18 protein-coding genes are annotated in these 14,653 nt (G+C 26.0%); 14 read left to right on the top strand and 4 right to left on the bottom strand.

The annotated features are described in order from the left end of the window. Positions 1-91 precede the first annotated feature (91 nt). On the bottom strand, positions 92-832 hold the full coding sequence (locus T314_RS0102730; RefSeq protein ID WP_051612892.1) for a class I SAM-dependent methyltransferase: 741 nt from the start codon (positions 830-832) through the stop codon (positions 92-94). Between the two features lie 119 nt (positions 833-951). Here T314_RS0102730 and T314_RS0102725 point away from each other — a divergent pair, with 119 nt between their 5' ends. Continuing rightward, entirely contained in the window at positions 952-2,361 is a 1,410-nt protein-coding gene (locus T314_RS0102725; protein WP_029512077.1) for a hypothetical protein, read from the top strand. Between the two features lie 50 nt (positions 2,362-2,411). On the opposite strand, the gene T314_RS0102720 is transcribed toward T314_RS0102725, so the two are convergent. Together T314_RS0102720 and T314_RS0102715 are read right to left on the bottom strand one after the other, a co-directional pair. After that, complete coding sequence (locus T314_RS0102720) at positions 2,412-2,651, bottom strand: hypothetical protein (protein WP_029512076.1); 240 nt, start codon at positions 2,649-2,651, stop codon at positions 2,412-2,414. Further along, positions 2,633-2,908, bottom strand: a complete 276-nt coding sequence (locus T314_RS0102715; RefSeq protein WP_051612891.1) for a hypothetical protein — start codon at positions 2,906-2,908, stop codon at positions 2,633-2,635. Before T314_RS0102715 ends, T314_RS0102720 begins: the two co-directional genes overlap by 19 nt. A 166-nt stretch (positions 2,909-3,074) precedes the next feature. Between T314_RS0102715 and rpsF the strand changes: the two genes are divergently transcribed. From rpsF to T314_RS0102650, 13 genes are all read left to right on the top strand, one after another. After that, positions 3,075-3,923: a 30S ribosomal protein S6 gene (rpsF, locus tag T314_RS03955; protein ID WP_084322475.1), complete on the top strand. Its 849-nt coding sequence runs from the start codon at positions 3,075-3,077 to the stop codon at positions 3,921-3,923. A gap of 63 nt (positions 3,924-3,986) precedes the next feature. Further along, positions 3,987-4,442, top strand: a complete 456-nt coding sequence (locus T314_RS0102705) for a single-stranded DNA-binding protein (protein WP_029512073.1) — start codon at positions 3,987-3,989, stop codon at positions 4,440-4,442. A gap of 26 nt (positions 4,443-4,468) precedes the next feature. Continuing rightward, positions 4,469-4,699, top strand: coding sequence for a 30S ribosomal protein S18 (gene rpsR / locus T314_RS0102700; protein WP_011182979.1), 231 nt, complete (start codon positions 4,469-4,471; stop codon positions 4,697-4,699). 135 nt (positions 4,700-4,834) lie between these two features. Then, the gene (rplI, locus tag T314_RS0102695; protein ID WP_029512072.1) at positions 4,835-5,278 is read left to right on the top strand and encodes a 50S ribosomal protein L9; all 444 of its coding nucleotides are present in this window, start codon (positions 4,835-4,837) and stop codon (positions 5,276-5,278) included. A gap of 1 nt (position 5,279) precedes the next feature. Next, entirely contained in the window at positions 5,280-6,626 is a 1,347-nt protein-coding gene (dnaB, locus tag T314_RS0102690; protein ID WP_011182981.1) for a replicative DNA helicase, read from the top strand. Positions 6,627-6,691: 65 nt separating this feature from the next. Beyond that, the gene (locus tag T314_RS0102685; RefSeq protein WP_029512070.1) at positions 6,692-8,113 is read left to right on the top strand and encodes a hypothetical protein; all 1,422 of its coding nucleotides are present in this window, start codon (positions 6,692-6,694) and stop codon (positions 8,111-8,113) included. A 106-nt stretch (positions 8,114-8,219) separates the two neighbouring features. Then, on the top strand, positions 8,220-9,134 hold the full coding sequence (locus T314_RS0102680) for an ECF transporter S component (RefSeq protein ID WP_029512069.1): 915 nt from the start codon (positions 8,220-8,222) through the stop codon (positions 9,132-9,134). A 15-nt stretch (positions 9,135-9,149) separates the two neighbouring features. Further along, entirely contained in the window at positions 9,150-10,475 is a 1,326-nt protein-coding gene (gene cysS, locus T314_RS0102675; RefSeq protein ID WP_029512068.1) for a cysteine--tRNA ligase, read from the top strand. Further along, positions 10,476-11,204, top strand: a complete 729-nt coding sequence (rlmB, locus tag T314_RS0102670) for a 23S rRNA (guanosine(2251)-2'-O)-methyltransferase RlmB (RefSeq protein WP_029512067.1) — start codon at positions 10,476-10,478, stop codon at positions 11,202-11,204. 78 nt (positions 11,205-11,282) lie between these two features. After that, a complete protein-coding gene (gene rpmG / locus T314_RS0102665; RefSeq protein ID WP_011182986.1) occupies positions 11,283-11,447 on the top strand; it encodes a 50S ribosomal protein L33 in 165 nt (54 codons plus the stop codon). Continuing rightward, positions 11,447-11,785: a preprotein translocase subunit SecE gene (secE, locus tag T314_RS0102660; protein WP_029512066.1), complete on the top strand. Its 339-nt coding sequence runs from the start codon at positions 11,447-11,449 to the stop codon at positions 11,783-11,785. The genes rpmG and secE overlap by 1 nt, the downstream gene beginning before the upstream one ends. Positions 11,786-11,796: 11 nt before the next feature. Continuing rightward, entirely contained in the window at positions 11,797-12,426 is a 630-nt protein-coding gene (gene nusG, locus T314_RS0102655) for a transcription termination/antitermination protein NusG (protein WP_029512065.1), read from the top strand. A 135-nt stretch (positions 12,427-12,561) separates the two neighbouring features. Continuing rightward, a complete protein-coding gene (locus T314_RS0102650) occupies positions 12,562-14,319 on the top strand; it encodes a ribonuclease J (RefSeq protein WP_029512064.1) in 1,758 nt (585 codons plus the stop codon). 35 nt (positions 14,320-14,354) lie between these two features. Here the strand turns inward: T314_RS0102650 and T314_RS0102645 are convergent. After that, on the bottom strand, positions 14,355-14,653 hold a 299-nt coding region (locus tag T314_RS0102645), incomplete at its 5' end, for an IS30 family transposase (RefSeq protein ID WP_029512063.1).

The following is a 14,653-nucleotide window of genomic DNA, read 5'->3' as shown; positions in this document are numbered from 1 at the left end:
GGTCAGGAGTTGCTTTTTTTGTATCAAAAAAACTGCAATTCCTATGAGATTATTTTCTCATAAGTGTTGCAGTTCCAATTTTAATTCGTACTTATTTTCCAAAAATGAAAGTAAGTGTTTTTAAATTTAAGTTTTTAATATTGTTGTAGTTTTCAATTATATGAATATCTTTAAAACCACTATTCATTAAAATGTTTTTAAATTCTTCTACACCATATCATCAAAGAGAAAAGTGTTGTATTTCTGTAGTTGTATTTTTTTTATATTCTAATTCTGTATAAGTCTTTTGTTCTATTCAATTCATTGAGATTGATTTATTTTTAATTTTTACATAATCATCATCAATTAAAAAATCAAATTCATGAACATTGCCTGGTTTAAAAGATGTTGGAAAAATAAGATCAATATAAACTTTTCCATTATCTTCTAAGTGATTTTTAAAATTATTTAAAACATTTAAAATATCATTTCTATCAATTAAACAAAAACTTCCGTTGGGCATTATTATAGTTTCAAATTTTATGTTAACTTTGAAGTCTTTTAAATCAGCATGCATACTATCTGATTGCATATTATATTTTTTTAAATTTCTATTATAAATTTCTAACATTTCTGAAGAGTTGTCTAATGCAAAAATCGAAATGCCTTTTCTTAAAAGTGGAATAGCCATTCTTCCATTACCAACTCCAGCCTCTAAAACTAAACCATTTCTTTTAATTAATTCATTAGTATAGAATTCTATGTCTCCATCAATTGAAGTTCCTGGAGGTTTTGATTCATTGTAAACTAAGGCCGCTAAGTTGCTGTAATAATTTGTTTTTTTTGTATTCATAATTAATATTATATTTTAATAATTTAATTTCTTTAAAAAATTATTGAAATATTTATATTAATATTTAAAAGTAGTAGAATTAAAAATAAAATCAAAAAATAGTAAAAAAAGGAAAAATAATGAAGAAACATTTTGAAATAAAGGAAAACAAACATTGAATTAAATTATATTGAATTGTATTAGTTATGTTGTTTACTTCTTTAATGGCCACAACATTTTTTGATTATCAAATAACTAGTTTTTTCGCAAAGGGTATGAATAATTATTTTTTAAGACAAATTGTAAACTTTGTAAGCTCAGGTGGTAACTTTATTATAACTATCCCAATAGGAATAATAAGTGCAACAATTTTAGAAACTTTATATCTTAAATATAAAATAAAAAATAATTTTATTAAATTTACGCCATATATTTTACTGATTATTGGAATGATTTTTTTCGGTTCACTTTATTGTATTCAAAAATCTTTATATACATTTGCTGATGATATAAAAAATAATACATTAAATTCAATTTGAATTAAAGCACTAACAACATGGAAAGAACCAATAATAATATGCTCTGTTTGGATTATTATAATGACACTAATTCTTTCATATGGAGCATTCTTTTTTAGAGTAAAATTTGCTTCAAGAAAAGATATACTTCAAAATAAATACTGAATTGGTGCATTAGAAATGCTTACTGTTTTTTTAATTTCATATTTTTCAGTTTTAGTTTTAAAAATATTTTTTGCAAGACCCTTTTATTTTTCAGTAGAATATAGAAATTTATTTGGAATGTCTGATTCAAATGAGATAGATCATTTATTTGATGGTTTAACAATTGAAAATTATGTTAATCATCCAGGCGCTAAATTACTGATTGATTTATATTTGAAAACTGAAGGTTTAGATTTAAATGATAACAATTTTAAATTAGCAACTAATTGAATGGCTGAGACTTTGTGACAAATCCCATATGGTCCGGCACCAGAGCCAGTTTGAAAATGAACATATTGGTTTATACCAAATATTTTTTCACGAGTTGATTCACATACAATTAATGACGGTATAATTTATTGAAGTTCTCAAGCTTTTAATGGTGATTTTCCATCAGGACATATAGAAGTGCCACTTTCTATTTTTGGGACTTTCTTTATTATAAAAAGAAGTGGTAAAGTTGATTTTAAAAATAAAAAAATATTATTATTTACTATTTTAACTTCTATTATGTTTATTTTAACTTTTTTCTTTATGATAGTTTATAGATTTCACTGAATTACAGATATGATTTTTACACCAATTTTATATTTAGCATTTTTACCTATAGCATATTTCAAAACAGAGAAATGAATTAATATGATATTTTTTAAATTTAGCAAAAATAAAAAAATTTTAATAATAAGCAAAAGTAATAAGATTGAATTTAAAATGGTAATTAATGAAGAAATTGTTCTTTTTAAAACAAAGAATAAAGGTAAAAAAGCATTTAAATATGAATACAAAATTAGAACTAAATATTCAAATTTAATTATAGAAAAACATTAAAATAAAAAACACAGTTCAATAGTTCTGTGTTTTTATTATATTTAATTATTTTATTGATGTTCTAAATAACTTATTTTTAACATTATTCTAATAACCCATATGACAATGGCGACACTAATTGAATCACAAGCTATTGAAAGCATAGTAGATACTTCAGAACCTGTATTAGATTTCATGAAATCTAATAAAAATAATAAACTTAAAATACTTAACGTTAATCCAGCTAAACCAAAGAAAAAACTGTATAAATCTAATCTATTAGCAAATTTTTCTAATGGTAATATTTTCATACCTTTCTCACATTTTTTCTTAAAATAATACCTCCATATTTAAAAGCTAAAATCGCTGTTGCTGTACTTAATGTATCAAAACAAACTGTTAAAACTGTAAAAATGAATGAAGCCTCAGGATCTGCTTCTCCTCAAGTTTTTGAACTCAAACTTAGTAGGCTTAACATCCCTAATATGATTCCTATTGTTCCACAAAAAGCACTAATCAATTCAATGGTAATTAATACTCTTGTTTCAATCTTTATATTCTTTTTCATAAAAATGATTATACACCTTTAAACTTTTTTTACACAAATTTAGTATTTTGGTGATGTTCAAGTAGATTTTATAGAGCTATTCTTGTATAATATTTTAAGCGAGTTAATGTACACGGGATTAACTCCTTGGCCCAAAGGCCCAAAGACCAAAAGGAGGACATTAAAAATGTTAAGAAAATATGAAGCAATGTTTATCTTAGACCAAGATACACAAGATGTTAACGCTTTATCATCAAGAATGATTGAAATCATTTCTAAAGATGGAAAAGTAATTGAAAAAAACGATTTAGGATTAATCGAATTTGCATACAAAATTAACCACAAGAAAAAAGGACACTATTTTGTACTTATAGTAGAAGCTACTGCGGAAGCTATTAAAGAATTCGAAAGAATTGCAAACATTGAAAAAAATGTAGTTAGAACTCTAATCATCAATACAGAAAACGAACAAGGTTATGAACAATCAGTTCAATTATCAAAAACTGATATGACTAAATTCGAAGAAGAAAGAAAAGCAAAAAGAGATTTCAAAAAACCTTTTGTTAAAAAAGAATTCAACAAACCAACAGAAAAAAGAACATTTGAAAAACCAACTGAAGTTAAAGAAGTTGTTGTAGAAGAAGTTAAACAAGCTAAAAAAGTTGTTGAAGCTAAAGTTGAAGAAGTTTCTCATGAAGAAGCTCATGACTTCGTTTCAAAAATGGAAGCAAAATATAAGGCTCATTTAGCTGAAACTGTTGAAGAACATGTTGAAGAAGTTGAAGTTAAAGAAACAAAAACTACAGTTAAAAAACCAGCTGCACCTAAAATGTCAGCTGCAGAAAGAGCTAAAGTTGATGGTTCACACAATATTGATGAAGAAAGATATGAATTACAAAAATACTCAAACAAATTAAGAAGTGTTGCAATTGAAAAAAACTTACCAAAAAAATTACAAGAAGTTAACTTAAGAGATTTAACTAAAAAAGAACTAATCGAATACATGAGAAAAGTTCGTGCTGCATTAGCTAAATAGTTATATAATCGAAATAAGAAATATATAAAAAGTTCAAAGAACTTTAAAAAGGAGCAGTAAACTATGAATCAAGTATGTTTAATAGGAAGAATTACAAAAGATATCGAATTAAGAAATACAACTAATGGGCAAGGAAAATTTGTTTCATTCACATTAGCTGTAAGTGAATATTCTGGTCAAAAAGAAATCACAAACTTTATTCCTTGTTTTGCTTTTAACAATACAGCTGAAAACATGGCTAGATTTTTATCAAAAGGAAGTCTAATTTCAGTTTCAGGTAGAGTTAATGTTAGAACATCACAAACTGATGGAAAATACGAAACTATTGTAACTATTACTGCCGACCGTGTAAACTTTTTAGAATCTGCTAAAAATAGGGGAACAAATAACTCTGTTGAAACAAATTCAAACATTAATTTAGATTCACCAATGCAAAATAAAACTTCATCTATTGCATCAAATAATGTGCAAACAGAAGAAATTATTTTAAGTGAAGATGAATCAATTTTATGAGATTAATATAAATTAGAAAGGCTACTAAAATTATGGCAATGAAAAAATTCGTTAAAAAAAGAAAAAAAGTTAACTTTTTTGCTAAAAACAAAATTAACTACATTGATTACAAAGATGTAGAATTATTGAAAAAATTTATTTCAGGAAATGGACAAATCTTACCAAGAAGAATTACTGGTACATCTCCAAAACACCAAAGACAATTGGCTGTTGCAATTAAAAGAGCACGTCAAATGGCTTTATTACCATACGTAATTGACTAATTAAAACAAAAGCCATCAATCATGATGGTTTTTTATTTTAACATGTTTTTTTAAAATGAAACAACAATAGAATATGTTAATTGAAGTAAAGTGATTTATAATATTATTAAGTTTAAAATGACTTAGGAGGTTTTTATGAAAGTAATTTTTTTACAAGACGTAAAAGGACAAGGAAAAAAAGATGAAATTAAAGAAATAAGTGATGGTTATGCAAGAAATTTCTTAATACCTAAAGGTCTAGTTAAATTAGCAACTGAGGGTAGTGTAAAAACAGTTAAAAACAGAAAAATTGTTGAAGAGCAAGAAAAAGATTTAGCTATTGCAGAAACTAAGCAATTAAAATCGTTATTAGAAGAAATAATATTAAAATTCAAATTACAAATAAACGAAGGAAAAGCTTTCCATTCAATTTCAAATCAAGATATAGTAGATCAACTTAAAAATTCACATAAAATAGATTTAGATAAAAGAAAATTTGTAAACTTTAAAAATCTAAATCAAATAGGATTACATTATATAGTTATAAAATTAGGTTTTGGTATTGAAGCAAAATTAAAAGTAGAAATTCAAGGGGTATAAAATGAGTAGAAAAGATATGAGCGAAAACAATTTACATTCAGTTGAAAAGATGGTTCTTGCTATTGCGATGCATTCTCCAAATGCGCTGCCAGATATAATGACAGGTTTGGTTGCTGATGACTTTTTAGATTCAACCCACAAAATAATTTTTCAAGGGATAATAGAATTACATTCTCAAAGCAAAGAAGTTACTATTAGTTCTGTAGCAAACCAAATTGAAAAAAAAGGAAACTTGGAGTCAATTGGTGGAATTCAAAGACTTCAAGATATTGCTTTAGATTTCTTTTCAGATGAAGGGATTGAAAACTTCATAGAAGATATTTTTTACGCTAGTTCTTCAAGAAAATTTGATGCAGCTTTGAGAAGAGTTCAAAATTTAAGAAGAGAAGAACAAATGGATATTGAGTCATCAATTAATGAAATTCAAAAAGAATTATTAAAAATAGATCTTAATGCTCAAAAAAACGATGTTCAAAGTATTCATGCCTCAACTGAGTCATTAATTAAAAAAATTCAAGAATTGGAAAAAAGAAGTGAAACTTTAACAGGTATACCAACTGATCTTTTTGAGTTAGATGAAATAACTTCAGGTCTTCAAGAAGGAGATTTAATTATTTTAGCAGCTCGTCCAAGTATGGGTAAAACAGCTTTTGCCTTAAACTTAGCTTACAATGCGGCAAGACATAAAAATGGAGTTGCTGTTTTCTCATTAGAAATGCCAGCTGAACAATTGACACAAAGAATAATGACAATGGTTTCAAAAATAGATTCAAAAAAATTAAGAACTGGTAAAAACATTTCTAAAGCTGAATGAAGTAATCTTTTAGCTTCAAAAGAAATTGTTTCACAATTACCAATTTATATTGATGATACTCCTGGAATAACTGTTCAACAAATTCAATCAAAATTATATAAATTAAAAAGAGATCATGATGTTAAATTTTGCGTTGTGGACTACCTTCAATTAATTAGTTCAACAAACGGGTCAGCAGATAGACAAAATGAAATATCAAATATTTCTCGTCAACTAAAAAGAGTTGCCAGAGAATTAAGAATACCTATTGTTTGTTTATCACAACTTTCGAGAAGCGTTGAAAAACGTGAAGATAAAAGACCTATAATGTCTGACTTACGTGATTCTGGTGCTATTGAGCAAGATGCTGATATTATTATGTTTTTATACCGAGATGATTATTACAAACATAAAGACGGTAATGAAGAAGAAAATAAAATTGTTGATCAAGTAAGTGCTACAGATTTAATTCTTTCAAAACATAGAAATGGCGCTACTGGAACTATCAATATATTATTTGATAAAAGTCATGGAAAATTCATGGATAAAGGGTAATTGAAATGGGAGAAATTCCATTTTTTTTGTTATAATTATACAAGATATGCTCATAAGGAGGATTTATGAAGAAATTATTATCTATTATTACAGCATTAACTGTAGCAGCATCAGCAACTAGTAGTTTAGTGTCATGTAAAGTAATTACAAATGGCTTTGATATTGAAATAACAGAATATAAAGCAGCAGGAAATTTAAAATATGCTTTTGATACAAATGCAGGTGAATATGTACCTAAAACAGACTACACAACAACTGAAGCAGATGTTAAAAAAGCTCTTGACGGTGCAACAGGGACTTTTGCTTCATCACTAGTTACTGATATGATTAACTCCTTATTTTTTAATGCTAATTTAAGCGTTACTCAAAACTCAAAAGATATATGACAATATTTATTTAGAACAGATAAAGAAGGTATATATGCTGATGGTCAATATAGAACTGCTGGTTTAAATAGTAGTCAAAATGAAGAAATTGATAAATATTATTCAGAAATTACAAACATTACATCTTTATTAGGATTAATGCAATATTCAGAATGAACTAATTCAAACTCAAATGAAGTTCAAACATTAGATGAAAGCGGTACACCATTTGTTTTAGGAAAAGAAACAATAGACTTAATTAATGAAAGCAATATGTTTGAAAGTTCAAATAATCAAGGTATCACAAATGTTAAAATTAATTCAACTCCAAAATTATATGAAGGAAATATTGGTCTTGCACCTAAACCAAATGAAGATACTACATATGATCCAATTGATGTAACAGATTATAGTTCTAGATATATTTCTGAAAAAACAAATTATAATGCAAAAACAGCAAAAGAAACTGAAGACAGTAAAGGTGAAAAAGGATATGTAGATTACATATCAGGAACTAACCTTTCAGCTGATTTCTTTTCTCAATTATTAATATCATCACCAGAGGCTGATTCAAAACCTGAATTAGATATTCAAGTTCAAAGAGTTGAAAAACAATCTGATAAAAGTAAAGAAAATTTTAAAAAACAAGGACTAGTTTTAAATTCTGAAAAATCTGAAAAAGATACTGATCCTATTGTGTTCGAATATACTCAAGATGAAAAGGGAAATAGAACAAGTTATGCATATGGTTATTCTTTAATACCTTTAGCACCTATTAATTTAGAATTGACATACAATAACGATCGAGATTTAAAAACAGGTGAACCTAAACCAGGAAGCCAAAATTATAAAATAAATTTAACTATTGATGGACTAAGTGCAGCATTTAAACCAGTTCTAAGTTTTACTTCAAATTTAGATGTAGATGGTAAAAAAACTGATATTGATGGTACTCCATATGTTGGATGAAGATTTATGAATTATCAATTTAATTCAAAAAATATTATTGGTTATGATGAACAAGGAAATCAATTTACTGAAAAACCAAGTAAAAAAATGACTGCAACAAATAAAAAATTCAATGATTTTAATATTACTGATTTAACATTTAAAAAAGCTTAATTGAGAATCTTAAAAGTGTCATTTGACGCTTTTTTTGTTTAAAAAAACAAAACTCATTTAATAAAAGTATAATATTATTAAGTATTTTACACTGAAAGGAGATATGATGGATAATTTTTTAAAATGATTGATGTCTGGAAATCATCTAGCATATGCTTCTAGTTTGCTAACATTTTTTTGTTTATCTCTTTTTGGATTAGGTTCTTTTATATATAAAAAATATTTAGTTAGAAAAGGAGAATTGTTTATTTCTCCTACATTTAATACTAAGAATATTACATATATGGGAATAATGATTGCTTGTTCAGTTTCAGTAACTGTTGTTATTTCATTGGTTGCCCCTATTACAGTTTTCCCACCAATCAGAGTTGCTTTTGAAGGAATTATGATTAAAATTACTGGTATGATTTTTGGGCCTATAATTGGATTGATTGTTGGATTAATTACAGAGTTATTAACTATGCTATTTATTCCATCATTTATTCACCCAGCTTATTTCTTAGTGGCTATTGGTTTTGGTTTCTGAGCGGGTATGGCTTCATTTACATTTAAATTAAAATCTAAACAACAATGAATAACAATCACAATAATTACTTTATTCATAATTGCTGCAACTGCATTCTTATACAATACACTTCAATACTTAACACCTGATGAAAATGGAGATGTTAAATTATTTGGTATCGCAGTTAAAAAAGAATTAATACCAATGCTATTTATTATCATGATGGGAATACTATTATCAATTTGCTATATTATGTGTGGTATTTTTGTTTTATTGAAAAAACAAAAATGATTAGAAATAATTCTTCCAATCTTCCTTATCTGTATCGTTACAGAAATACTAATAACTGTTTTAACTGCTGCTTGAGGTGATGCAGGACTGCTAACTTCAAATACAGATGATGGTTATATTAGTATGGTTGCTCTAAGGGTAGTTCAAATCCCAGTAAAAATTATTTTCAATACAGCTTTACTAGCAACTGTTTATTCAGTCTTAAGACCATTAATTAAAAAATAATAAGAAAGGATCTATATGAAATTATTTGATACATTAACTCAAGAACAAAAAAACATAAATAAAGAAGTTATCAATATATATTCATGCGGTCCAACAATATATGACTATATTCATATAGGTAATGCTAGACCAATAATTCTAATGGATACTTTAATTAGATTTTTAGAATCACAAGATATTAGAGTAAATTTTTTACAAAACATTACAGATATTGATGACAAAATTATTGAAAAAGCAATACAAGAAAATAAAACAGAAAAAGAAATAACAGACAAATACTTGTCTGCATTTTTACAAAACTTAAAAGATTTAAAAATTAGAATGCCTGACAAATTAATTCCCATAAGTGAAAAAATAAGTGAAATGAATTTATTTATTGACGATTTAGTTAAATTAGAAGCTGCATACAATGTTGATGGTGATGTTTATTTTGATATACAAAAATTCTCAAATGAATATGGGAAATTATCAAACAAAAAAATAAATGATTTAATTTCAGGAAATAGAGTGGAAATAGAAGATAAAAAAAATAATCCATTAGATTTTAGTGTGTGAAAAAAAACTGAAAAAGGTATAACATTTGATTCTAATTTTGGTAAAGGTAGACCAGGTTGACATACAGAATGTGCTTTATTGATTGATGAATATTTTAAAGGTGAAACAATAGACATTCATTCAGGTGGTATTGACTTACAGTTTCCTCATCATGAAAATGAAAGAATTCAATTTATAGCAAAACATGGAAATGAAATATCTAATATTTGAGTTCACAATGGACATTTAACTATTGATGGTGAGAAAATGAGCAAATCATTAGGAAATACAATGACGCTTACTAATTTTTTAGCAAATTATAATTCAGATGTACTAAGATGAATATTTTTAACAACTTACTACAAACAACCTTTAAATATAAAAGATGATTTGATTGAACAAGCAAATAAATTTATTCAAAAAATAAATAATTTGAGTAAAAAAATAAAACAATTATTAATTGAAAATAAATTTAATCAATCTAGCCAATTTGATGAAGAAATTATAAAAGAATTTAAAATTCATATGGAAAATGATTTAAATACTTCAAGAGTTTTAACTTTATTAGAAGATACACTTAAAGATATTAATAAGCTTTCAGCATTAAAAAAATTTGATGATTTATTTTTAAAAATAAATTCTTTAAATTATATTTTAGAAACATTAGGACTTTCAATAAACATAAATACTTTTATTTCAGAAGAAGATCAAAATTTATTTTTGTCATGAAAAAAATTAGTAAGTGAAAAAGATTTTGAAAAAGCAGATGAAGTAAGAAAAATATTAATTAGCAAAGGGATTTTATAAATGGAAAATTCAAGTTTAATTTACGGAAAACATGCAGTTAATGAATTTATAAAAAAACACCCTAATTTAATTAAAAAAATATATATTTCAAGTGATTTTAAAATAGATAAATCAAATAATGAATTTCAGATTTTAAAAGTTGACTTAAAAAAAATAGAAGATCTTGTTGGTAATGAGGCTAATCATCAAGGCATTGTTGCAGAGGTTAAAGAATTTAATTACAAACCATTTGGTGAAGCACTAAATCAAATGAAGGACGATGAACCTAAATTAGTATTGATATTAGATCAAATTCAGGATCCGTATAATTTTGGAGCTATAATAAGAAGTTCTAGTTTATTAGGTGTTGATCAAATTGTTATTTTAGACCATAAGCAAGTTTTTGTTAATTCAACAGTTGTTAAAACATCTGCTGGAACAGTTTATGATATGAACATTAGTAAAGTTACAAATTTAAGCAATGCTATTAAAGATCTACAAAAAAATGGGTTTTGAATATACTCAACTCATTTAAATTCTGAATCTAGTGATATGAGAAAAGTTGATTTTGCCAATAAGACTGCTATAGTAATTGGAAATGAACATAATGGAGTTAGTGATCTAGTTATGAAAAATAGTGATATGAATGTATTTATACCTTCAACAAATACTATAGATTCATATAATGCAAATGTTGCAACTTCTTTAATTTTGTATCATGTTGCTAACTATATTGGAAAACTTAAATAATAAATGTATAATATTCATAGTTATTAGGAGGTTAACCTCCTTTTTAATTAGACAAAAGCTTGGTTGAGGAGGGTTAGTATGCATAAAACAAAATCTACAAGAAAAATAATTTTAGTATGTGAAGATTGTTTAAGTAGAAACTATTCATTGAATAAAAGTAACTTAACTCAGAAAGAACGTTTAGAAATTAAAAAATTTTGCTCAATGTGTAATAAACACACATTACATAAGGAAACAAGATAATGGCAAAGAAAAAAAATGAAGAAATAGTATTGGTTGAAGAACAAATTGTTGAAGAAACTCATACAGAAAAAAATAAAAAACAAAAAATAAAAATTTCTAAGAAAACTAAAAAATCAATCAAGGTTAAAAAACAAAAAGAAAAGAAAAATTTTAAATTAGCAATAAAAGAATTTCCAATTAAAATTGTTAAAGAATTAAACAAGATTAAATGATCTGGTTGAGATAACCTAAAAAAGAAATATATAGTAGTTTTACTATTTATGATATTTTTCGCAATATTATTTTTCTGTATAGGATTAGGTATTGAAGCGTTATTTAGATTAATAAATGTATATTAAAAGGAGAAAATATGAATAAAGAAGAATTATTAAAATTAGAAGCTGAAATCTTATCATCAAAAGGACAATGATTTGTTGTTAACTCACAAACAGGTCATGAAGAAAAAGTTTTAAATGACTTAAAAAATAAAATTAAAGCTGAAAAAATGGAAGATCAAGTTTTTGATATTAAAATTTCAAAAGGGACTGTTCTAACAAAAACTGGAAAACAAAAAGAAAAAAACTTATTCCCGGGATATTTATTTATTAACATGATTATGTCAGAAGAGTCATGATTTGTTGTTCGCAATACTCCAGGAGTAACTGGGTTTATTGGTTCTTCAGGACGTGGAGCTAAACCATTCCCATTAACTGTTGATGAAGTTATTGAAATGTTAATTCCAAAAACAGAAGTTATTATTGAAGAAACTGAAGCTATTGATGTTCCTAATGAAGCTGTTGCTAAAAAACCTTTATTTACAGCTCCATTTGTTGTTGGAGACTTTGTAAGAGTTAAAGAAGGAATTAATGCTGGTGAAGAAGGAGAAGTAAGTTCAATGGACTTTGAAAAAGGCGTAGCAGTTGTTCTTATTGAAATGTTTGGTAGATATACAAACCTTGAAATTTCTTTCGAAAACGTTGAACCAGTTAAAGAATATTAATAATTAATAAAATGACGTGAGTCATTTTTTATTATTATTTCTATGTTAAAATATTTAAAAGCAAAACTGATCTAATCTAACGTTGATCGCGATTAGTGAATATTATATTAATTAAAAATAATAAGGAGAAACTAAATGTCAAAAATTAAATTTATGGCACTTGGTGGACAAGATGAAAGAGGAAAAAATCTTTTCGTTTTAGATATCGATGATAATCTTTTCATTTTAGATGCCGGTGTTAAATATCCTGATAAAGGAATTTTAGGTGTAGACATAGTTACACCAAAACTAGATTACTTAAAAAATAATAAACAAAAAATTAAAGGAATTTTTTTAACTAACTCCGCAAGTTACAATATGGGATCTGTTCCATACATTTTAAAAACAATGGATGTTCCAGTATACTGTAATGAAATAACTCAATTAGTCGGTAAAATTAAAATTTCAAGAATGCGTATTAAAAATACAAAAGACCAAAACTTTGTTGTAGTTAAAGACAAACAAATTTTAGAGTTTGGGAAAGTTAAAGTTGAAGTATTTAGAACTACATCAGCTTCACCTCAATCATATGGTTATGCTTTCCATACTGAAGAAGGAACTATTGTTTATGCTGGAGACTATATTATTGATGGTAAAGAACAATCTTACTTTTCAACAGATTTTAATCATATAAGTGAAATAGGTAAAAAAGGTGTACTTGCATTAATTGCTGATAGTGAATATGCATCAAGAAGCGGTTTCACTGTACCAAATCATAAAATTGAAAATTTTATTTCAACTTCATTTAAAGAAAAGAAAACTAAAATAGCTATTGGTATTTTTGAAGAAGATATTTTTAAACTAGGTGAAATATGCATGGCAGCAAAAGATAACAATCGTAAAATTGCTGTTTATGGAAGAACAATGACAGAAATTTTAAAATCAAATTTAATAAATGAAAATTTACAAATTGTTCCACAAGACATTATTACTGTTGATGAATATATGAAATCAGAAAATGGTCTTTTAATTATTTCTGGAACAGGAGATGTTTTATATTCAAAATTAGCAAAAATTGCAACTGGTAATGATGAAGTGGTTGAGTTCACAGAAAAGGATTTAATTATCTTGGCTACACCACCAGCTCCAGGAGTTGAAAAAAGACATGCACAAATTTTAGATGAATTAGCTAGAACTGATGCTAGATTATTAGCGTTAAGTGATAGAAACATTTGATCAATGCATGCTTCATATGAAGATATAAAAGTTTTCACAAGTATTTTAAATCCGAAATACTTTATTCCTGTTAAATCTTTATTTAAAGATTCTTTAAAAGCAGAAAAAGCTGCAATTGAAGCTGGGGTTAATGAAAGAAACATTGTTATTTTAGATAATGGTCAAGTAGCAAATATTTCAAAAAACTCTATTTCAATTTCAGACAAGAAAATAGATATTGGTAATTCTTATGTTGACCAAGCAGGTGTTGGTGATGTTGGAGCTATAGTTTTAAATGAAAGAAAACTTTTAGCTACAGATGGTGTAATGATTATTGGTGCAACTATTGATTCAAGAAACAAAGAATTAATTTCAATGATAGATACACAAATGCGTGGAGTTTTATATATTAAAGAAGAAAACCCGATATTTAAAATAATTCAAAAAGAAATCGAATCTCTTTTAGAACAAGGACAAAGTCAATTTAAAGAAAACCCAACTAAGTATGATGTTAATGAAGTTAAAAAAGATATTGCAACCAGAGTTAGAACTTTAATTAAACAAGAATCAGGTAAACAACCAATTGTTCTAGTAATTGTTAATGAGTACGATGGTAAGGACTATGTTTTCAAACCAAGAAATAATTCTAATAGAAATAATTACAAAAATAATAACAATAATAAAAAAGGATCAAATTAATTGATCTATAAATTAAAATTGGAAGTGCAACACTTCTAACCGAATGTCTCATAAAATTCCTGAGCTGATTTGTAGTTCAGAATTTTACGAGGCATTTTATTTATTTCATTTAATATTTCTATTATATTATCATCCTTCAAATTTGTAAAATTTGTTTTCTTAGGTAAATATCTTCTGATTAATCCATTAAAATTTTCATTAGTACCTTTTTCACAAGAAGCGTAGGTATTACATGTATAAAGTGGTATATTTAGTTCCTGTGTAACTTCATGTATAAGATTGAATTCCATTCCGTTGTCTTTTGTAATTGATTTGATATTTAAGTTTTCTTTAT

The sequence above is a fragment of the Mesoplasma grammopterae ATCC 49580 genome (genome assembly GCF_000701525.1).
GTDB classification, from domain to species: Bacteria; Bacillota_I; Bacilli_A; order Mycoplasmatales; family Mycoplasmataceae; genus Mesoplasma; species Mesoplasma grammopterae.
Note: the sequence above shows the minus strand (reverse complement) of the source record. Positions and strands in the feature narration are given on the sequence as shown.